This is a genomic window from Cytophagales bacterium, from assembly GCA_033344775.1.
Lineage (GTDB): Bacteria > Bacteroidota > Bacteroidia > Cytophagales > Cyclobacteriaceae > JAWPMT01.
On the sequence record JAWPMT010000004.1, the window covers coordinates 805,487 to 826,827 of the forward strand.

Consider the following 21,341-nt stretch of genomic DNA (forward strand, 5'->3'; position numbering starts at 1 on the left):
CGTTCAGGGTCGTTTAATTGTTTTTACAGGTTCAAGTGCATTAGACTATTTATTTTCGTTCATTAGGCTAATAAACTAGATATGCTGTCACTCCTTCGTCAATTTCTCCAATTGCTCCATGACTTTAATCATTTGTGATTGAAGATCTTGTACTTCCTTATCTTTTTCGATCAAATGCAACGTCAATTCTTCCACCTTCTGTAGCAGCAGAAAATTCATCTCTTTCAATGCTAATCCTTCTTCAGCCATTTCTACTGCGGACGGAACCTCAGGAAGGTGTTTGTTGGCTTTGATAAATTGTTCTGTTTCTGCTAACGAACGCAGGTCATAGTCTTCTTCAAAGACAAAATCTGGAACACCGTTGATATCAATATCTTCCAGAATGATCTCTTCCGCATTGATCTTACCATCTACTGATAGTTTCTCTGAAGGTGATGACGTTCCGATACCAACTTTCCCATCGGTTGAAACCCGGAAATATTCTGCTCCTGAATGATGAAGTCTGTAACTGCCTTGATAGTTGTCGACGTGCCAATCATTGTAACCAGATGGTCCTTCCAGATAAATTTCGCCGCCTTCACTTGCTGTGGATGCTTCAGAAATTAGATTTCCGGCTCTTACATCTCCAATGACATGAAGCTTGGTGGTAGGTTGTGCGGTGCCAATACCCACATCACCGGCCCCGGTTATTCGAATGCGTTCTTCAAATCCGGCATCACTCCCAGAAGTGTGTAATCTAGTCTTAAACGACAACCCGCCACGCCAGGTACTGTTAGCACCTCCACGTTCGTCTACACCAATAATCTTTGCCAATCCGATAGTAGAAGCAAACTCAATGGCAGGACCGGTGGTTCCTTTGAATTCCGATCCTTCGTTGCGCAAAATCAACATCGGAGCTGTGCCCAGGTCTTCAGGTTTCCTTAATTCCAAAAGCGATAAAGGCTGACTGGTACCAATCCCAATATTTCCATCAGCAGTAATTCTCATGCGCTCATAGAAACCTGCGTCACTACCGAGGGTGTGAACACGTGTCTTGAAAATCAAACCACCTCTGTATGTACTATTGCTACTACCACGCTGGTCATAACCCATGATTTTAGCCAATCCAATCGACGTAGAAAACTCGATACCTGGCCCCCAATTATTTCCTAAATCTGCACCTGGATTCCTAAGTGATAAGATGGGAGAACTCCCTAAGTCCGGATTGACGAGCAGATCCATTTTATTCCCGCTGGTATCGACATTTATTTGACTGAAACCTGAAAAGACCAGCAGCCCCATGGTCATGGTCAAGAAAATTACTTTAGTTCTCATATTGTTTTCATTTATTCCTTAGTCATTGTCCAATTCAGCTTGTAACTATCGAAATCTTCACCATATCCAGATTTCTACGAATACGAAATCATACAAATCATTCGAGGTTCCAATACAAGCATGTTCCGTTACATCACCTAAAATGATAGGCTATTGGATGAAATGGAGTGTTTATTTAATTGCCTGGTTTTGCTTAGCTATTCTAAGAGACATTCAAATGAACTGTCGTTGTTTAAATGTTCATTTGAACTCTCTTAAAACAAATGTATAATAAAAGTTTCATCTCGAAAAGTAACATGCCCACAATGAACGATCGTTACTTTTTCAAGGATAGAAGTATTCTTTTAAAAGACGAATGGTACCTACGATTATGAAAATGGACCATACAAACTTTATGATCCGATCAGGTTCATTGAATCCGTCGCACTTTGGCATATTTCTACAGGCTTTCTTCCTTAGGGGAAGTCGCTAGTTGACAGTTGTATTTACTTAGCCTTTCAATGCTACTTCCGTAGCACTAATGATCTTCTTCATTTCTTCCTCGCCAATGGCCGTAGAAATGAACAACGCTTCGTATTGAGAGGGGGCCAAATACACTCCTTGCTCCAACATGGACCGGAAGTACTTTCCAAACCGCTCAGTATCTGTGCTTTTCGCTGATTCAAAATCAATCACTTTCTGATCGGTAAAGAACAGGGTATACATACTACCGATGTGATTGGTCGTATAAGGCAAACTGTATTGCTTCAAAATAGCTTCGATTCCCGAAACAATTTTGCCTGTAATCTCATCTAATTGGGTGTAAATGGAGGTGTCCTCATTGAGTGTAGACAAGATGGCCAAACCGGCGGCCATGGCTACTGGATTTCCAGAAAGTGTTCCTGCCTGATAAACCGGACCTGCTGGTGAAACGTAATCCATGATCTCCTTCTTGCCTCCGTAAGCTCCTACAGGCAAGCCTCCGCCGATGATCTTTCCCAGAGTTGTCATGTCGGGAATCACTCCTAGTCTTTCCTGAGCGCCGCCTTTTGACAAACGAAATCCAGTCATGACTTCATCAAAAATGAGCACGATCCCTTCCTTCGTACATAGCTCACGCAAACCTTCCAAAAATCCGGGTTCTGGCAATACGCATCCCATGTTACCTCCTACCGGCTCCACGATGATTGCGGCCACTTCATCTTTGTTATTAGCCACAAGCGCTTTTACGGCTTCTAAATCATTGAAAGGGGCCAACAAGGTATCCTTCGCTGTTCCTGAAGTAACTCCAGGGCTATCAGGCGTTCCCATGGTAATCGCCCCGCTTCCTGCAGCAATCAAAAACGAATCACCATGACCATGATAGCAGCCTTCGAATTTGATGAATTTATCTCTTCCGGTAAATCCTCTTGCCACACGAACTGCTGACATAGTGGCCTCTGTACCAGAGTTGACCATTCTTACCTTTTCAACTGAAGGGACCATGTCCACAATCAGTTCAGCAATCTCCACTTCTCTCCTACCAGGCGCCCCGAAGGATGGGCTGTCTTTTACGGCATCAAATACCGCTTTTTCAACTGCTTCATGTGCATGTCCCAGGATCATCGGCCCCCAGGAATTGATCATATCAATATATGCATGACCATCTTCATCATAGAGATAGGCACCTTTGGCCGATTTGATGAATAGCGGATTACCGCCTACGGCGTTAAATGCGCGTACTGGCGAATTGACCCCACCGGGTATCACCAACTGCGCCTTGTCAAAAAGCGCTTTACTCTTCGAATGATCCATCTGAATTTGTGACCGGACTTAACCGGCTGTTTTTGAAGCTAATGATAGGGACGATCTGATTGTCGTTATTAATACCAAACTCATAACCACTCATGGTGGTTCCCGAATAAAATCCTTCCCTCAGAAAGCCATTCTGGAAATACTTGCCATGTTTATGCAGCATCATTCCAAGATATTTCAGAGATTCATATCCGAAGAAGACGAAATCTGAAGGAATGCTTGCGTAGGTATTGATGGCCCGCTGATATAAGGCCTTATAGGCTTCACTTCGTTTATTGATAAATTCAGGGTAAGCCAACTCTACATCTAATCGTTCGAATTGTTCATAGTCAATGACCTTGAAGTCAATCCAGTTCCCATAGCCCAGTAGGCCAATGGAGTCTGGTCGGCTTTCGATGGCACTTATAAAATTGTTCACAATGCCATTGTCTCTGGAAGAAACCATGATATGACCAATGCTGTCTTCGATTACATTGAACTTCATCTCGTAATAAACCAGGGAATCACCTTCTGTTTCTTCTTCTTCACTAATGATGAGGTATTCCATCTCTATCTCTGATTCCGGATCTATCTTTCGGTTCTTAATGAATCGACCTGGTATCTCCATCAAAGAATCCACTTCTTCCATGGTCGCGATGTATTCTTCATGCTGCTCAATGAGAGAATCCAGAATGGGGCGACTGGTCTCATTATCGATGGATCGATAATCCAGCACTTCAAAGCCTGCTTCTTCGATGACGTTTTTATAATTCAATGCAACGATGGAATCACGATCATTGCTAGAGAAATAAACCAGTGCCCGGTTATTTTCCGGGAACCGAACCTGGGCTCGTTCAGCTAGTTTCACGCCAATCGTAGGGTATCCCGCTTTAAGCAAATACCCAAAATCATTTCCGTCTACCACGGTTTGATTGGAAGAAACCGGATTGACCATATTGATTTGATGCGCTGCGGAGTATGCTTTAACAACTTCAAGAGGACCCGGTAGTAGTGGTCCAATGATCAAATCGCTCTCTTTCAATGAAGGATTGAGCAACAACTTCTGAGTCTCTTGTGCACTACGCTTGGTATCATAAGGATAAAGATCGATAACAAGGCCTAAGGAATCCAATTCCTGCTGTGCCAGCAGCATTCCCTGATAGAAATCCACAATGATCTTATTTGATAGTATTGGCCCGGGAGCTTCAAGGCTATCAAACATGAACGGTAGCATCACAGCAATGGAATACGAAGGCCTTCGCACTTCCGCATTACTTACTTCGGAGTAATCTTCAACATCCAATTCATAACGCTGGATCAACTCTTTCAACAATGCAAAATCCTCCTGTGAAGATCGATCCAGCTTTTTAGCTAATTCTGTTACAACCAGCCGGTCTTCTGGGAATTCCTCCTTCAATACTTTTAGCTGTTCCAACGATGCCCGTGGAATATATCTTTGACGCAATTCATCCAGATTATTCGAGAATCGGTCCCTATACTCCTGGGTGTATCTCAACCCGTCTGTATATTCCTCGCGTTCAAAATGGGTCTTTGTCAGCCAGAAATAAACATCTGGCAATTGATCCCAGGTGGGATTGTTCGAAATAATAAGTTTCCAAACAGAAATAGCCGCTGCCTTTTCATTTTGTCGATAAGCCGCCAGGCCGGTATAAAAAGTAGCGTAGGAACCAAAAGCAGGATCATCTGATAAAGCCGCAAAAGCACTTCTGGCAGAAGCATATTGTTCCTCCCTAAAGAGCCGCTTAGCTTCTAAAAATTCAGATTGTGACACCTGAGCAATAGAAATTATGCCAGACATCAGGAAAAACAATGGAAGGAAGATTCTTTTCAAAATAGGCCGGATTAAACGCATGGTGAATTTAACTAATCATTCCCATTCGATGGTTGCCGGTGGCTTAGAACTGATATCATAAACCACGCGGTTGATCCCTTTTACCTGATTGATGATCTTATTGGAAACTCTTCCCAGAAAATCATACGGCAAATGGCACCAATCTGCTGTCATACCATCCAGGCTGCTTACTGCACGCAATGCTACTACTCGCTCGTAAGTGCGCTCATCCCCCATCACTCCGACAGACTGCACAGGCAATAACATCGCTCCGGCTTGCCATACATCATCGTACAGACCTTCCTCTTTCAATCCATTGATGAATATATGATCCACTTCTTGCAGTATCTGTACTTTATCCGCCGTGATATCCCCGAGAATTCGAATGCCAAGGCCAGGACCTGGGAATGGGTGTCGCCCCAGGATGTTGTCCGGGATTTCCAGAGAGCGTCCTACGCGTCGAACGCCATCCTTGAACAATGTCTTCAAAGGCTCCACCACCTTCAATTTCATGCGCTCCGGCAAACCACCCACATTGTGATGTGATTTGATGGTGACGGAGGGGCCGCCCACGGAAACAGACTCAATGATGTCAGGGTAAATGGTTCCCTGTCCTAGCCATTTCACCTCCTGAATGCGATGAGCTTCTTCGTCAAATACTTCGATAAACGTGCGCCCAATAGCTTTCCGCTTGTCTTCGGGATCGGTCAAACCAGCTAAGGCACTGTAGAACCGATCTTTAGCATCTACACCTTTTACATTCAGTCCCATCTGCTGGTAGCTCTCCAGCACATCTTCAAATTCATTTTTACGAAGCAAGCCATTATCAACAAAAATGCAAAACAAGTTAGCCCCGATGGCCTTGTGGATCAATTCTGCAGCAACAGAGGAATCCACGCCTCCGGAGAGTCCCATGACCACCTTATCCTCTCCTAATTGTTCCTTCAATTCCTGAACGGTACTTTCTACAAACTGTGCAGGCGTCCAGGTCTGATTAGCACCACAGATCCCTACTACAAAGTTGTGTAGCAGTTGTTTTCCCTGCACACTGTGCGTTACCTCAGGGTGGAATTGAATACCGTAGGTAGGCTCCCCTTCAATGTGATAGGCCGCCACAGGAATATCTTTGGTATGGGCAATGGTAGTGAAATTTGAAGGCAGATTGGTGATGGTATCACCGTGCGACATCCAAACCTGACTGTCGTTATCAATTCCCTCAAACAATTCGTTAGATCCATTTACTTCAATGGATGATCGACCATACTCGCGATGTGCCGACCGGGCCACCCTACCTCCGGCCTTATGAGCCAATAATTGTGCTCCGTAACAAACACCCAGTACCGGAAGGCTTCCAAGGCGTTGCCTATCGATATCTGGTGCCTGATCCTCCAATACAGAACAAGGACTTCCGCTCAGTATTACACCTTTGACGGAATCGTCAGGGTCTGGAAAATTACTGAATGGATGTATCTCGCAATAAACATTGAGTTCGCGTACTCTTCTGGCAATAAGCTGCGTATATTGCGAGCCGAAATCCAGGATCAGAACTTTTTCTAACATGGCCGCAAAATTAGGCAGAGTCCTGATATGTTACCAGTCTTCCGAACGCATAAAATCGGAAGTTTAGAAAAGTCAAAACCATATGCGATTTCAAAAGGTTTCAAAACCTGTTTCACCGTCAATTTCGCAAGTTGTAAGATGTCCAAAGAGAAAGAAAGATTAGCAGAAGAATGTGAGGATACCCCTTGGAAGATTTGGGGGCCTTATCTTTCAGAAAGGCAGTGGGCCACCGTTCGAGAAGACTATACGGAACATGGCAATGCCTGGGAAGGAGTGATCCATGACCATGCCCGCAGTAAGGCTTACCGATGGGGTGAAGACGGTATTGGTGGATTCAGCAACACGGATCAGCGCATCTGTTTTTCGTGGGCTTTCTGGAATGGCAAAGATCCCATTCTGAAAGAGCGCTTGTTCGGACTGACAGGTTCGGAGGGCAATCATGGCGAGGATGTAAAGGAGCTGTACTATTATCTCGACAGTACACCTACGCATTCTTACATGAAGATGCTTTACAAGTATCCTATGATGGAATATCCCTATGCGCAACTGGTGGATGAGAACACCAAACGCTCGCATAAAGACAGGGAATATGAATTGATCGACACGGGGATTTTCGATGACGACAAGTACTTCGATATCTTTCTGGAATACGCCAAAAATACCCCTACCGATTGCCTTTTTCGTGCAACAGCACACAATCGATATAACGAAACGGCAGATCTTTTTATCTTACCAACCGTGTGGTTTCGAAATACCTGGTCATCTCGCCGGGATCCGGTCCGGCCACGCCTATTTCTAAAAGACTCACAAACCATTCAGGTGGATCATCATTTATTGGGGACATATTACATGTACTTAAGTGAAGAAGTCGAGGAAGTGGTATTCACTGACAATGAGACCAATCGAGAGCGGCTTTACGGCATCAAAAACACAGCTACTTATTTCAAAGATGCTTTCCATGAATACCTGATCAATGAGGAAAAGGTGATCAATGACAAGCAATTTGGTACCAAATCGGCAGGGATCTACCGACTCAAGGTAAAGCCTAATGCACCAACGGAAGTCAAGGTCCGACTCAGCAATCAACCTCTCGTAGACCCATTTGGTGATTTTGATCAAATCTTTCAGAGTCGTCTGGATGAAGCCGATGAATTTTATGGACAGATTCAACAGAAAGTAACTCACAAAGAGCTTTGCAACATCCAACGTCAAGCTTTCGCTGGCATGATGTGGAGCAAACAGTTCTATTATTACAACATGCAAAACTGGTTGCATGGTGATCCCGGAAGACATGATCCTCCGGCCAATCGCAAGCATGGTCGTAACAAGGATTGGGAACATCTGTTCAACTACCACATCATCTCCATGCCAGATAAATGGGAATACCCCTGGTATGCTGCGTGGGACCTGGCTTTTCATTGTTTGCCCATTGCCAGGATCGATCCGGAATTTGCCAAAAATCAACTGCTTTTACTGCTCAATGAACGTTACCAGCATCCAAATGGACAGATCCCGGCTTATGAATGGAACTTTAGCGATGTAAACCCTCCGGTACATGCATGGGCCGTATTACGCGTCTATCAGATCGATAAGGAAATGTCCGGCAAAGCAGACCTGGACTTTCTACAGAAGTGCTTTCACAAACTGATCATCAACTTCACCTGGTGGGTGAATCGCAAAGATGAAGACGGTAACAACCTCTTCGAAGGTGGATTTCTTGGACTGGATAATATTGGGGTCTTTGATCGCAATCACCAGATCTTCGAAAACTCCCGGCTGGAGCAGGCAGACAGTACGAGTTGGATGGCCATGTTCGCCTTGAATATGCTGAAGATCTCCCTGGACCTGGCCATGGAATACCCGGTGTATCAGGACATGTCGATCAAGTTTTTTGAGCACTTCCTCTACATCTCGGCAGCGATGAACGATGTAGGACAAAATCACATTGATCTGTGGGATGATGAGGACGAGTTCTACTACGACATCATACGCAGACCGGATGCTCAAGACCAGCAAATGAAGGTGAGATCAATGGTAGGTCTGATCCCTTTGTACGCGGTAGAAATCCTCGATGGCGAAGCTTATGCCAGGCTACCGGAGTTCAGAAAGAAGCTTGACTTACTACTCAAAGAACGACAACACTTGTCGAAATTGGTGTCACGCTGGGGCGAAGAGGGAAAAAACCACAACCGCCTATTAAGTATCGTTCGGATCCATCGCATGAAACGAATCCTGGAACGCATGCTGGATACTGAAGAGTTCCTATCGCCTTATGGCATTCGTGCGCTATCTAAATACCATGAAAAGCACCCGTATGAATTCCCTTTGAAAGACGAGGTATTACGTGTAGCTTATTTGCCCGGTGAATCCGACAGCTCATTCTTTGGCGGAAACTCCAACTGGCGAGGACCGGTATGGTTCCCTGTGAATTACCTGTTGCTGGAATCCATGTCAAGATTCGATCAGTTTTATGGAGAAGGATTCACCATTGAATACCCGACCGGATCGGGAGAAAAGAAAACACTTCAGGAAATTGCGCATCAAGTTTGTTGGCGAATGTTTGAGATATTTTTGCCCAACAAGGAAGGGAACCGGCCGCTCTATGCGGATCAAAAGAAATTTCAGGAAGATCCACATTTCAAAGATTACATACTCTTTTACGAATATTTCCATGCGGATTCCGGTGAAGGCCTGGGAGCAGCCCACCAAACAGGCTGGACTGGTTTAGTGGCTGAAATGATCCATCGATACTATAACTGACCGAACAAGCGTTAAATTTGCTCCATGCCTAAGCAAGCATGGTATCATCATTTTTTTGCATTACTGTTGTTTGTTGCAACGGGGACAGCCTCTGCTCAGTCTTCAATAGAAATCATCTATACCATTGATGATGGACTCCCATCAAATACGGTATACGATTTGATACAAGACGACAGGGGATACATGTGGTTTGGTACGGATGCAGGCCTGAGCAGATTTGATGGCTATGAATTCAAGAATTATGAATTAAGTGATGGTTTGCCAGATATGGATATCCTTAAATTCTTCAAGGACTCTTCAGGAAGAATATGGATGTATTCATTTAATGGCAACATGGGTTACGTCAAAGAGGACTCTATCTTCTCCACTGCCAACAACCAACTTCCGTCAGCATTAGACTACAATTCCCGGATCACCCAGATACTTGAATTCGAAAGTAAAATTTTCATCTCCGCCTATCATGGTCCGATTAAGATCTTCGACCCAGTTAATCAAACGCTGATTGAACCTCCAATTGATGATCTATTGGGCACCTACATCTGTAAATGCCAGGAATCACTGCTAGGGGTTATCTCCAGAAGTAACCGAAAACCCGCTATGAGAAAAGAAGACGTGGCAACGGGTTTGACCATGGTTAAATTCAACCCCAACCCCACTCCTAATATAGCCGACTTCTACGAAGAATTAACACTTAACAATCAGGTCTTTCTGAGAAGTGGTCTTGGTTATTTCATTTGTATTGATGATTTGTTGATCACACATTCCAACCAGGTAGAGGCAAATGGACTTAAAATTCTTGACACCCGCAACCTCACCTCATACCTCTCCAGCACCATTCAAGAATCGGGTATCAGGGTTTTGAGTGTCCGAACGCTGGCAGGTAAAGTTTTGGTCCATACTTCGATAGGTGTATACGAATACGATCCTAAGGCAGACCAATTCACTCTTAAACATGAACAGGAAGGCAATACCTCCAGCTATGTAGATCACGAAGGAAACATCTGGCTTACGTCTCTGAAAAACGGAGTAATGTTCAAGCCAGTGAATAAAGTTAAACAGGCATCATTACCGCTACCGGAAATTGATCAAATGACTGTAAATGCTGACCAATTGATCCTGGTAGGACAAAAAAACCGGCTCATATTCATGAATTCAGACTTTGAAAAAGAAAAAGAATTCATATTGAATGAACGTGCTGGCTATAAATACCTCAATGCCTATGAGCATGTAGTTGCATTGGGCTCCAATGCAAGTTTTTCGTTATTGGACAGTCGGAATGGTGAACCGATCAGAAAGTCTGAGATGAACGTACGTGCTGTTTATATCAAGGACTCCCTTATATATATTGCCTCTAGCAGGTCCAGGGTTACGGAATTAGATTTAAACTCAGGAGAAGAACAATCCTTCATTTGGACCAATGGCCGGATCAATGATTTGTTGGTCAGAAAGGATTCAATCATGATGGCCACAGACCGGGGTTTTTTTATTCTGGATAAGCAATTTAACATCAAGAAGGCGCCCATTAATGATGTTAGAGTCGCACAAATTTTAGTAGATGAGGATCAACTTTGGCTTCCAACCACAGGTAGAGGCCTGCTCAATTTTAAGGACGGACAAGTGGTCAATTACTCGCAAGAGCTTGGTATTAATCAAACCATTGCTGAACATGCGATATTAACCGGGAGTACCCTATGGTTCTCTTCCAATAAAGAACTTTTCAAGATCGACCTGAAACAAAACAGTTTCGAGATCATCGATAAATCTGATGGTCTTAAGAGCATAAAAAACCGGGATATCGTAGCCTTCAATGGCAATGTACTTGTCGCTCAGGATGATGGGATCAAAGTAATTGACCTGGCCGCAAGTTTTGAAGAAACCAGTGAGTTTTCAATCATCATTGACCGACTGGAAGGATCAGACGGATACAATTATAAAGGTAAGCCATTTGATATCCCCTATTCAGTGGGCACGTTGAAAATGATATTCAAGGCCTTGATCTTTCGTAATCAACCAAACCTCACCTATCGATATCGCCTGAAACAACATGAAACTGATACGCCACCTTGGTCGAACTCTAACATCAACACCGTTAATTACTCCAAACTAAATCCCGGGAGTTATACTTTCGAAGTGAGCGCCCGAACAAAAAATAGTGAGTGGTCACCTGCCACAACCCTACCATTCACCATTGTTCCTGCTTACTGGCAAACCCTCTGGTTCAAGGCATTGATCTTAGGGATCATATTGATGATTGCGGGCTTAATTTACAATTCGTTTACTAGAAACATTCGGCTCAAACGAAAACTGGAAAATGACCGGATCGCTGCCGAAATCAAAGCATTGAAAGCACAGATTAATCCGCACTTTTTATTCAATGCGCTCAATTCCATTCAATCATTCCTATTGAGTAATGAAAATGAACTCGCAGAAGAATATCTCGTCAAGTACAGCAAGCTCATGCGAAGGATACTGGACCAATCAAGCCTGTTGACCAACCACATACATGAAGAGCTAAAGACCATTCAACTCTATGTAGATTTGGAAAAATACCGGTCAAGCAATGGGTTTGAGTTTAGAACCACCATCGATCCGGATGTCTACGAAGAACAAAAAATTCCATCCATGATCCTGCAGCCCGTAATCGAAAATGCCATTTGGCATGGTGTGCACAATCGAGAAAATGGCCTGATCCACTTACACGTAAAAAGAGAAGATGAAGCAACCCTGCTGATAGAAGTATCAGATAATGGTAGAGGGTTTGATCCTGACACGACTAAAAGCTCATCAAAAGGTTCCGGATTGGTGAAAGACCGATTGGCACTGCTCAATCAAATGGAAGGAATCAAATCGACATTCTCTGTTCAAACGGCCGTTAATCAAGGTACCACTGTTTCCATTTGGGTAGCTGGCGAATTAAATTGATTGGAGGGACATACCACTTAGGCATCGAAATAGGCAAAATAATTACCTCAAGACGTGTACAGGCAGTTAGTTTTCCTTCCCGTTTTAGTCCCGATTTTGACCGATCTGGGTGAAAAAGTCCCGGAAAGCCTTAAGGCTGGTTTCGACTAGCTTATATTTGTTAGGTCAGGTTGAATTATTGTTGCTTTATATTAAGGATGACTGGACCCATTCGTTAAATGCAGCAAGAGTTTAGCTATTTGTTAAACAGGTGGATTGAAATAATTATTGATTGAATGATCTCAGCAGTATTGGTAGATGATGAGCCTTTGGCTATAAAGACGTTGAGGTTACTCCTGGATAAGCACTGCCCCGAAATATCTGTTGTCGGTGAGTGCAACAACATCACCGACGCCTACAGCCTGATCCTTGAAACACGTCCTAAACTCATTTTTCTTGACATTAATATGCCCAATGGATCCGGGCTTCAATTGCTCGAACGCTTTCAGGACGTGGATTTGGAGGTCATTTTTACTACGGCACATCAGGAACATGCCATTCACGCACTACGTCTTTCAGCCCTGGATTATATCCTGAAGCCGATCAGTTCAGAAGATCTGAAAAATGCCGTTCAGCGCTTCATGAAGAAGAAATGGTCCAGTGATTATCACCTCCTGGCGCAAATTTTACAAGAAAAAACCCTCACGAGATTCGCGGTTCCAGCAGTTGATGGTATCCGAATCATCAATACCAAAGAGATCCTGTACCTCTCAGCTGATAAGAATTACACCACGGTTCACCTACCCGATGAGGACATCATCTCCTCCAAACCCCTGGGTGACTATGAAAAACTGCTGCGCGATCATGGATTCTTTCGTATCCATCGGTCATTCATTATCAACCTCCGACGACTGCTGAAGTTCAAGAAAGGCAAAGAAGCGCAGGTTGTTCTTGATAACGGGATGGAATTAGACGTTTCCAGGAATCGAAAAGACGAATTGATCCGGGAAATTGAGAAGATCGCTTAGCCAGGTACACTTCGTCCTAGAATAGTTACCATTTATCCTTACTAATACGTCATTAATTCATCGAGCGATTGATTGTTTCGCTTGCCCGGATAGGTATGATACCTTTGAAATGAGGATAGACCTAAAGGTCAATTCTTGAGTGAAGAAGTGCTCCCAAACAATAAGGTCCAAATCTTCAACCGCATAACCTGACAGAAACATGTGACGATCTGAAGGAAGTTTTTCCTTCCGTTATTGCATTCGATTTTCCAAGAAACAACATTCTTTCTTGGAATGTCGAGGCGATAAGATTCTATTTGCTGCCATGAACATCGGATTATTATTCGACATGGATGGTGTGATTGTGAACAATCACGAATATCACTACCAAAGCTGGCAACTCATGTGTGAAAAATACGGCAAGCCATTGTCGCAGGATTCATACATGCAAAACATGAATGGCCGTACCCTCAATGAGGTGGTACAGTTCATTTTCGAAACGGAAATGTCCATGGAAAGGGTACGTGAAATTGGAGAAGAAAAGGAGGCAATCTATCGCGATCTCTACCGCAAACACCTGGCACCTACCGATGGTTTATTGACATTTTTAGCAGCTTGCTCAGCAGCGAGTATCCCGATGGTTGTTGGCACCTCTGCCCCAACCCGAAACGTTGATTTTACGCTTGATGGCCTTGGCATTCGTTCGATCTTTCAAGGAGTGTTAGACGAACGAGCGGTTACCAAAGGAAAGCCCAATCCTGAAATCTATCAGAAATGTGCAGCTTCTATTGGTCTACCGAACCAGCAATGCGTGGTTTTCGAAGATGCTCTCTCCGGGATCGAAGCTGGAAAGGCGGCGGGCAGCAAAGTCATCGCACTGGCTACTTCACACAAACGCTCAGAATTAGACGCTGACCTGATCATCGATGATTTTACTCAACTCGGTTTGGAACAAATCCACGAACTTTTCAGTACATAAGAATGATGATGAAATTAAAACTATTAATGCTGGCACTAATGATGATTGTGGCTTTTGGTGCAAGTGCTCAGCAACTGAAGATCGCAAAACTGAAATACAGTGGTGGTGGCGACTGGTATGCTAACAAAACGGCACTACCCAACCTGATCAATTATTGTAATCGGAACCTACGTACTGACTTGTTCAAAGAAGAGGATATTGTAGAAGTAGGAAGTCCGGACCTGTTCCTCTACCCTTATGTATACATGACAGGTCATGGTAATGTGACCTTCAGCGATGAAGATGCACTTAACCTTAGAAGATATCTGACCTCAGGGGGTTTTCTGCACATTGATGACAATTACGGAATGGATCCATTTGTCCGATTGGAAATGAAAAAAGTATTCCCAAACGCAGAATTTGTGGAGCTTCCATTTGACCATCCGATCTATCATCAGAAGTATGATTTTGCAAAAGGTCTTCCCAAGATCCACGAGCACGACGGCAAGCCCCCACAAGGATTAGGTATTCTTGTCGATGGACGATTGGTTTGTTACTACTCCTACGAGTCTGACCTTGGCAACGGCTGGGAAGATCAGGTCATCTATAACGATCCCGAGGCCAAGCGCCAGCAAGCCTTAAGAATGGGCGCAAATATTATTTCGTTCGTGTTTACGATGGAGAATTAGATAATCCCCCTTTACAAAGGGGGTGGTCGAAGACCGGGGGATTTCACAACAACTCCTCCAGCGAAGGAAAAGCACCACGTTGGACCATTTTATTGTACCAGGTCATGATCTCTCCGACGATTTTCTTACCGTTTTTGATTGCTTTGACCGCTTTGCTCAAAGCCAGCTTATCATCCGTAAGTTTCTTCCATTACACGCTTTACTTGACTACCCAAGCCCTTCTTCTTATAACTTAAGATCCCGGTATTACTCTACTTCACTCTACAAACCGGATTGACGGTTCTAAATATTGACCTACTCCTGCTTCAGCGCATGCACCGGATTCGCACTTGCGGCACGGTAAGATTGGACCACCACCAGTAGTAACGTGAAAAGTAATACCGTCACCACCGGGATCACGAGCAGCATCCAGTCAATCTCGATACGCTTCGCAAATTCCTGAAGCCAGTCATTACCGTAGAAGTAGGCAATAGGTGATGCAATAACCGCAGCAATAATGACCATCACGGCAAAGTCTCTCAAAATCAAAGAGGTAATGCGTTCAGAAGAAGCACCGAGAACTTTTCGAATGGCTATTTCTTTGTAGCGGCGTTCCAGCACATAAGCAGCCAATGAGAGCAGCCCCAAAGACGCAATGAAAATGGCAAGGATCGAAAACAGCTTAAACATGCTGCCAAATCGTTCTTCATTTTCGTATAAGCGATTAAAAGCATCATTCAGGAACACTGCTTCGAATGGATAATCTCCGGCCACTTCCTGCCACTGCGCTTCGATGGCTTTTACTGTCGAAAGAAAATCACCCTTGATACGAACTAATGCATAACTACTGACGGAAACGAACCCATTGACATCATCTTCATACCGAATCACCAGCGGACGACTTCTCCGCTTCACCGTGGTGGCATAAAAATCTTCTACTACTCCTATGACCGTGAAATTTCTATCTCGTCCTCGTGAAAGGGTAGTTCCAACTGCATTCTCCCCAATGATCTTTGCGAAATGTTGATTGACGATCACGGTCATGCTATCTGCTAATCGGCCTGGCTGAAAGAAACGACCGTCCACCATTTGGAGATCCAGGACATCCATGTAATGTTCATCTGCAAAAATGTGATCCGGACCATGCTTCGAGGGGTTATCGGATATGATCTCATACCCCCAATTCGAGATTCCTCCACCTGGACGTTGGTTCGTGAGAGTAACGCTTTGTACCGAAGCATTTTGAGCGACCTGACTCTTGAAATAATCAAACTTTTCTGCAATAGCAGTCATGTTACTGATGGCCAATACCTCCTCAGTTTCTAACCCAAGGTCTGTGTTCTGCATTAATTTGACTTGTCGGTCCACAATGATGGTGGTGGCAATCAGAAAAATAGACACCACAAATTGGAAGATGACCAAAAACTTGCGTACTCCTGCCCCACTTCCTTTTGGACCCTCTCCCTTGAGCGCCTGGACTGGTCCAATGGAAGAAATGTAAAATGCCGGATAGCCACCCGATAGTAGCGTGGTAATAACTACAAGAATCGCAACCAAAGTGAAACCAGTCTGTGAAGCAATATCGGAAAACATCATGCTTCTTTCGGTCAAGGAATTGAAGAAGGGCAACGACAATGCCGCCAGCGCAAAACCAAGAATCGTAGCGGTCAGCACCACCATCAAAGACTCGGTCAAAAATTGCTTCATGATGTCCTGACGGGTAGTCCCAAGTACCTTTCTAACCCCCACTTCTTTGTGGCGTAACCCTGCCCTTGCGGTGGTCATGTTAATGAAATTGATGGTTGCGATCAACAAGATGAGCACCCCGATAAAACCCAGGATCAAAACATCACTGAACTTCCCTCCTTTGCCCAGTGATAAATGCGGATGATGCAAGTGAAGGTCCTTTAGGGACTCCAGTGTGAAGAAAGGATTTCCACCTTCCAGCCTTTCCAAAATATAATCTTCAATATTTTCCCCATCCTCTGCGACTTCTTTGGCATAGTTGTGCCGAACGAAATCAACAAATTTGGCCTCCATGATGGGTTCCTGTTCCGACCTTGTCAGTTTAACGAAACTGAAATAATTATTCCCTGTCCAATAACCGGTGGTAACGTACCACTCTCTTGGAAAAGAGACAATGAATTCAAAAGGAATGGAGGTGAGCCTGGGAGGATCACTCACCAATGCCGTAATGGTATAATTATCCCCTTCAACCTCGATCACCTTGCCGATAGGGTTCTGTCCTTTGTAGTGTCGTTCGGCGAATGTTTGGGTAATCACCATAGAATTGGGAGCAATCAGGGATGTTTTGGGTTCCCCTTGTAGAAATTCCTGAGGGAATACGTCAAAAAATGTAGAATCGGCCACTAGACCATTGGTTATTTTGGTCGTCTGACCATCAATCTTCACCACATAATCATTTACCTTCCAAAGTCTTGTGCCTGATTCGACTTCTGGGTAATCCTGAATTAATGTGGCAACCATTCGCGCAGGTGTGTACCTACCTTTACCTCCATTGGTCACATAAAAAGTTCGATCGCTATCTGAATAGAAATCATCGTAGCTCAGTTCCATATTGATATGGATGGCGATCAATAAACAGCTGGCTATGCCTACGGTAAGACCTAGGATATTGATCAGAGAATAAGCAGCCTGTCTTCGCATGTTGCGAAATGAGATTTTGACGTGGTTTTTAAACATGGGATAAGTACTTTTTGGATAGACATCTTCAGGCCCCTTCAAATATCGGGGACGAAGAAAACGAATGATATTCCAGGCAAATGACCAGTTTGCCTTTTGCTCATGATCGCGACTCTGGCGTTCATGTATTTCCAGTAAATCACCTTCGATGTACTCTACATAACTGGGTTTGCAAAGCCTTCGAAAAAAATTCAGCAGCCAGCCAGGTGGTTGAGGAGTGTGTTCAGCCATTGATCTCGGATAGGACGACTTTAGGAATTTGATCATACAGATCGTTACGCATCTTACGTGTCATTTGAATGGCTTGAACACCTAGGTCCGTGACTTCAAAATACCGCTTTCTACGACCACCTCGTTCCCCGGTAGCACCTCCTACATTGGACTTCAAAAAGCCTTTCTTCTCCAATCGGTCCAATGCTGTATGCACTGCACTGATGTTGATTTTACGACCCGTTTGTTCGGCAATGGTGTCCATGACACTCACTCCGTAAGCCTGGCCATGCAGGATGGCTGTGATGAGCAGTACCAACTCCTCAAATTCACCTATTTGTATCCGCTTCATTTGATTTACAATAGTGAAATATATGTAAGGATACGAAATTAAATCAGATTTGATTTACAATGGTGAAATAAATGTCTCTGAAAATATTTTACAGACAAAAGTCAACTTAATAAATTCTTTTGTCGTTATTTTACAGACAAAAGTCAAATTAAACATTCATATTGGCTATACGTCATTACCAACGAAGTGAAGTAATCTTCCTAAAAGAGGGTGGAACTCCCTTCAAAAAAGATCGCTTCAATGACTTACCCTTCAGGAAGTCAAATTCGCGATGACGGGAGCAAATAGATTAATTAATTGCTTATGTCCCGAACCTATCTCGGAGAGTTCGAAGAACTCGTTTTATTGATTGTAGGTGTGCTTTTTCAGGACGCTTATGCGGTGGCGATCACCAAGGAAATACAAGAACAGTCCGGACGACCGGTCAACGTCAGTTCTGTTCACAAGTCCTTGTATCGCCTGGAAAAGAAAGGCATGCTTGAATCTACTCTCGGTGCACCTGAAAGCAAACGCGGTGGAAAAAGAAAGCGCATCTTCTCCATCACGGCGTTAGGAAAAAAAGCACTGGATGAGTCCATGGACTTGCGTACTCGCTTGAGACAGCAAATTCCTGAAGTAGCCTTCAAACTCAAAACGATCGGTTCATGAATCAAAAACCGCCTGTACCGAAGTTAGCTCACTGGCTGTTCCGGCTGTATTGCGCCCCGTACTTGTACGAGGAAATGCACGGCGATCTGGAAGAGTTCTATTACGAAAGAGTGGAACTCAAAGGCTTGTTCAAAGGCAAACTCTTTTACTGGTGGAATGTCATCCGTTGTTGTCAGCCTTATGCCTGGCGGCCACTACCCAAAAGTCAAATCTCAAATATCATGTTGAAAAGTAACATCAAAGTCGCCTATCGTTCCCTGAAGAGGAACAAGGTTCACGCCTCCATTAATGTGCTGGGGCTTGCCATAGGCATTGCCTTCAGCTGCATGCTGTACTTGTATGTGAGTCAGGAACTCACTTACGATCAATACCATGAAAAGTCGGATCGTCTCTATCGCGTCTTACTGCTGGACGAACGCAATCCTGATCAACCCAGAACTTTCGGATCTACGCCTCCTCCAATAGGGCCCGCCCTGACAGAGGATATGCCAGAAATTGAAAATGCGGCTCGTTTATTCCGACCTTCCGGGCAAGTAGTTTTTTCGGTAGACAACCGCAATTTTCAAGAGCGTGACTGGTTCATTGTTGATCAATCGCTCTTTGAAATGATGGACTTTGAAGTAATCGATGGAGACCTTTCTACCGCACTTACCGAGCCCAATACTGCCGTAATTACGGAATCAGCGGCCATCAAATATTTTGGAACACCAGATGTGGTTGGCAGAGAGCTGGAACGCGGACAAAATAACGGAAAAATCACTGCGGTCATTCGGGATTTGCCTGCCAACTCGCACTTGCAATTTGCGATCCTCGTCTCCAATGTCAACTCCGATGAAGGTTGGCAACGCTATCTGTCCAACTGGCAAACCTTCGGAGCGTCTACTTATGTCCTGCTAAAGGAAGGTACGTCTATTGATCAATTACGAACGAAAAAAGATGAGTTTGAAAAGCTCAGATTTGGCCCATTTGCTGCCGTCTTTTCCATCGATTTTCAAGGAATTGAGGACATCTATATGAAGTCTGCAAATATTGAATTCGGAGTAGAGGAAAGCCAGGGAAAAATGGACTACATCTACATTTTCACTTCGATGGGACTCTTCATGCTGCTAATCGCCTGCATCAACTACTTGAACCTTGCCACAGCAACAGCCGTATTCCGAGTACGTGAAATTGGCATTCGAAAAGCCATCGGTGCATACAAAAAACAATTACGGGGACAATTCCTCACGGAATCCTTCATGATCACCTTGTTGGCCATGTTATTTGCCATAGGCATCATGGACCTGACATTCCCCTTTTTCAATGGCATTACAGGCACTCAATTCGACATTACTTTCGGCACTTTGCTGGAATACGTCCCCATGATCGCAGGATTGTCACTATTGATTGGTTTGTTAGCAGGAAGCTATCCTGCATTTTATTTATCCAGTTTCCGCCCTATTCAGGCATTGCGCAATCAAACATCAGGAGGTTCAGCATTCTTGAGGAAAGGCCTGGTGATCTTTCAATTTGTATTGACCATCGTTATGATTGTTTCGACCCTGGTGGTTCAAAATCAATTGAATTTTGTTCGTGAATTGGACATGGGTTTTGACAAAGAGCGCTTACTGGTCATTGACATCAATAGTGGCAATGTTCGAGCACAATTCCAGACCATGAAAAATGAGTTTGAGCAGATATCTGGAGTGGAAAGTGTTGGTGTTTCCTCTAGGGTACCCGGTGAATGGAAGAACATTACCACCGCCTATTTCAGAGATGTTAACAGTGACCCTAATGACTCCTTACGTTCGTACTTCATGGGGTTCGATGAAGACATGCTTAAGACCTTCAAGTTTGAATTAGTGGCTGGTGACTACTTCGGAAACAATCAAGTGGTCGACTCTACGGGAATCCTATTGAATGAAACAGCGGCTAAGGCACTGGGACTGGAAAACCCGGTTGGATCATCGATCATTGCCAGTACAGGACAAGGAAAAGTTCGAACGCGTGTCGTTGGTGTGCTGAAAGATTTTCATTTTCAATCCTTGCATGAAAAAGTAGCACCACTGGTGATCGGAGCCTGGAACAATCCAATTCGGGTCATTGATTATTTCACCTTGAAAGTGGCCGGAGACATGTCCGAAGTAATTGCTGCGGCAGATGTGGTACACAAAAAATTTGACGACCGTTCTCCTATGGAGTACCATGTGCTAACCGACCAACTGGAGATATTCTACGAGGAGGAAAAGAAGGCAGGCATGATCTTCCAGATGGGTGCAGGACTTTCCATTTTCGTCGCTTGTCTCGGGTTATTTGCCCTGGCCTCTTTCACCGCATCAAAACGCAAGAAAGAAATGGGCATCCGGAAAATTCTGGGCGCGGATCACGCAGGTCTTTTTCTGTTACTTTCATCCACATTTGCCAAGCAAGTAGGCATTGCTTTCCTCATTGCAAGTCCGTTGGCATTCTACATGATGAACAATTGGCTGGACGCATTTGAGTACCATGTCTCTTTAGGAGTGGGTACCTTCTTACTAGCAGGGATCATGGCCTTCACCGTAGCATTATTGACGGTGAGTTATCGCTCCATCCGTGTGATCAAATCCAATCCGGTTGAATCGATAAGACAGGAATAGGATCATTGACGATATTTAAAAAAATCGGGAGTCTCCGTTAA

General features: G+C 44.2%; 13 protein-coding genes. 7 read left to right on the top strand and 6 right to left on the bottom strand.

What is annotated here, in order from left to right; genetic code table 11:
• Window positions 1-87 precede the first annotated feature (87 nt).
• The 4 genes from R8G66_12210 to guaA form a co-directional block, all read right to left on the bottom strand.
• Window positions 88-1,314 carry a hypothetical protein gene (locus tag R8G66_12210; GenBank protein ID MDW3193126.1) on the bottom strand — a complete coding sequence of 409 codons (1,227 nt, stop codon included), beginning with the start codon at window positions 1,312-1,314 and terminating at the stop codon, window positions 88-90.
• A 489-nt stretch (window positions 1,315-1,803) separates the two neighbouring features.
• Window positions 1,804-3,087 carry a glutamate-1-semialdehyde 2,1-aminomutase gene (hemL, locus tag R8G66_12215; GenBank protein ID MDW3193127.1) on the bottom strand — a complete coding sequence of 428 codons (1,284 nt, stop codon included), beginning with the start codon at window positions 3,085-3,087 and terminating at the stop codon, window positions 1,804-1,806.
• Window positions 3,068-4,918 (bottom strand): hypothetical protein, encoded by a 1,851-nt coding sequence (locus R8G66_12220; protein MDW3193128.1) that lies wholly within the window; start codon window positions 4,916-4,918, stop codon window positions 3,068-3,070. The genes hemL and R8G66_12220 overlap by 20 nt, the downstream gene beginning before the upstream one ends.
• A 36-nt stretch (window positions 4,919-4,954) precedes the next feature.
• Window positions 4,955-6,478 carry a glutamine-hydrolyzing GMP synthase gene (gene guaA / locus R8G66_12225; protein MDW3193129.1) on the bottom strand — a complete coding sequence of 508 codons (1,524 nt, stop codon included), beginning with the start codon at window positions 6,476-6,478 and terminating at the stop codon, window positions 4,955-4,957.
• 138 nt (window positions 6,479-6,616) lie between these two features.
• On the opposite strand from guaA, the gene R8G66_12230 reads away from it, so the two are divergent.
• The 5 genes from R8G66_12230 to R8G66_12250 all read left to right on the top strand — a co-directional run bounded on the left by R8G66_12230 (window position 6,617) and on the right by R8G66_12250 (window position 14,793).
• A complete protein-coding gene (locus R8G66_12230; GenBank protein MDW3193130.1) occupies window positions 6,617-9,238 on the top strand; it encodes a glucosidase in 2,622 nt (873 codons plus the stop codon).
• 24 nt (window positions 9,239-9,262) lie between these two features.
• Complete coding sequence (locus tag R8G66_12235; protein ID MDW3193131.1) at window positions 9,263-12,160, top strand: histidine kinase; 2,898 nt, start codon at window positions 9,263-9,265, stop codon at window positions 12,158-12,160.
• 275 nt (window positions 12,161-12,435) lie between these two features.
• Entirely contained in the window at window positions 12,436-13,167 is a 732-nt protein-coding gene (locus R8G66_12240; GenBank protein ID MDW3193132.1) for a LytTR family DNA-binding domain-containing protein, read from the top strand.
• Window positions 13,168-13,471: 304 nt separating this feature from the next.
• Window positions 13,472-14,125 (top strand): HAD family phosphatase, encoded by a 654-nt coding sequence (locus R8G66_12245; protein ID MDW3193133.1) that lies wholly within the window; start codon window positions 13,472-13,474, stop codon window positions 14,123-14,125.
• Between the two features lie 26 nt (window positions 14,126-14,151).
• Window positions 14,152-14,793 (top strand): DUF4159 domain-containing protein, encoded by a 642-nt coding sequence (locus R8G66_12250; GenBank protein ID MDW3193134.1) that lies wholly within the window; start codon window positions 14,152-14,154, stop codon window positions 14,791-14,793.
• A 294-nt stretch (window positions 14,794-15,087) separates the two neighbouring features.
• On the opposite strand, the gene R8G66_12255 is transcribed toward R8G66_12250, so the two are convergent.
• Window positions 15,088-17,706, bottom strand: a complete 2,619-nt coding sequence (locus R8G66_12255; protein ID MDW3193135.1) for an FtsX-like permease family protein — start codon at window positions 17,704-17,706, stop codon at window positions 15,088-15,090.
• A complete protein-coding gene (locus R8G66_12260) occupies window positions 17,699-18,037 on the bottom strand; it encodes a PadR family transcriptional regulator (GenBank protein ID MDW3193136.1) in 339 nt (112 codons plus the stop codon). The genes R8G66_12255 and R8G66_12260 overlap by 8 nt, the downstream gene beginning before the upstream one ends.
• A 303-nt stretch (window positions 18,038-18,340) precedes the next feature.
• Here R8G66_12260 and R8G66_12265 point away from each other — a divergent pair, with 303 nt between their 5' ends.
• Together R8G66_12265 and R8G66_12270 are read left to right on the top strand one after the other, a co-directional pair.
• A complete protein-coding gene (locus R8G66_12265; GenBank protein MDW3193137.1) occupies window positions 18,341-18,685 on the top strand; it encodes a helix-turn-helix transcriptional regulator in 345 nt (114 codons plus the stop codon).
• Complete coding sequence (locus tag R8G66_12270; GenBank protein MDW3193138.1) at window positions 18,682-21,300, top strand: ABC transporter permease; 2,619 nt, start codon at window positions 18,682-18,684, stop codon at window positions 21,298-21,300. Before R8G66_12265 ends, R8G66_12270 begins: the two co-directional genes overlap by 4 nt.
• Window positions 21,301-21,341: the final 41 nt, after the last annotated feature.

Excerpts from the sequence above, each read along its gene's own strand:
- R8G66_12210 (MDW3193126.1), bottom strand. The coding sequence starts at position 1,314 with ATGAGAACTAAAGTAATTTTCTTGACCATGACCATGGGGCTGCTGGTC.
- hemL (MDW3193127.1), bottom strand. The coding sequence starts at position 3,087 with ATGGATCATTCGAAGAGTAAAGCGCTTTTTGACAAGGCGCAGTTGGTG.
- guaA (MDW3193129.1), bottom strand. The coding sequence starts at position 6,478 with ATGTTAGAAAAAGTTCTGATCCTGGATTTCGGCTCGCAATATACGCAG.
- R8G66_12230 (MDW3193130.1), top strand. The coding sequence starts at position 6,617 with ATGTCCAAAGAGAAAGAAAGATTAGCAGAAGAATGTGAGGATACCCCT.
- R8G66_12235 (MDW3193131.1), top strand. The coding sequence starts at position 9,263 with ATGCCTAAGCAAGCATGGTATCATCATTTTTTTGCATTACTGTTGTTT.
- R8G66_12240 (MDW3193132.1), top strand. The coding sequence starts at position 12,436 with ATGATCTCAGCAGTATTGGTAGATGATGAGCCTTTGGCTATAAAGACG.
- R8G66_12245 (MDW3193133.1), top strand. The coding sequence starts at position 13,472 with ATGAACATCGGATTATTATTCGACATGGATGGTGTGATTGTGAACAAT.
- R8G66_12250 (MDW3193134.1), top strand. The coding sequence starts at position 14,152 with ATGCTGGCACTAATGATGATTGTGGCTTTTGGTGCAAGTGCTCAGCAA.
- R8G66_12255 (MDW3193135.1), bottom strand. The coding sequence starts at position 17,706 with ATGGCTGAACACACTCCTCAACCACCTGGCTGGCTGCTGAATTTTTTT.
- R8G66_12260 (MDW3193136.1), bottom strand. The coding sequence starts at position 18,037 with ATGAAGCGGATACAAATAGGTGAATTTGAGGAGTTGGTACTGCTCATC.
- R8G66_12265 (MDW3193137.1), top strand. The coding sequence starts at position 18,341 with ATGTCCCGAACCTATCTCGGAGAGTTCGAAGAACTCGTTTTATTGATT.
- R8G66_12270 (MDW3193138.1), top strand. The coding sequence starts at position 18,682 with ATGAATCAAAAACCGCCTGTACCGAAGTTAGCTCACTGGCTGTTCCGG.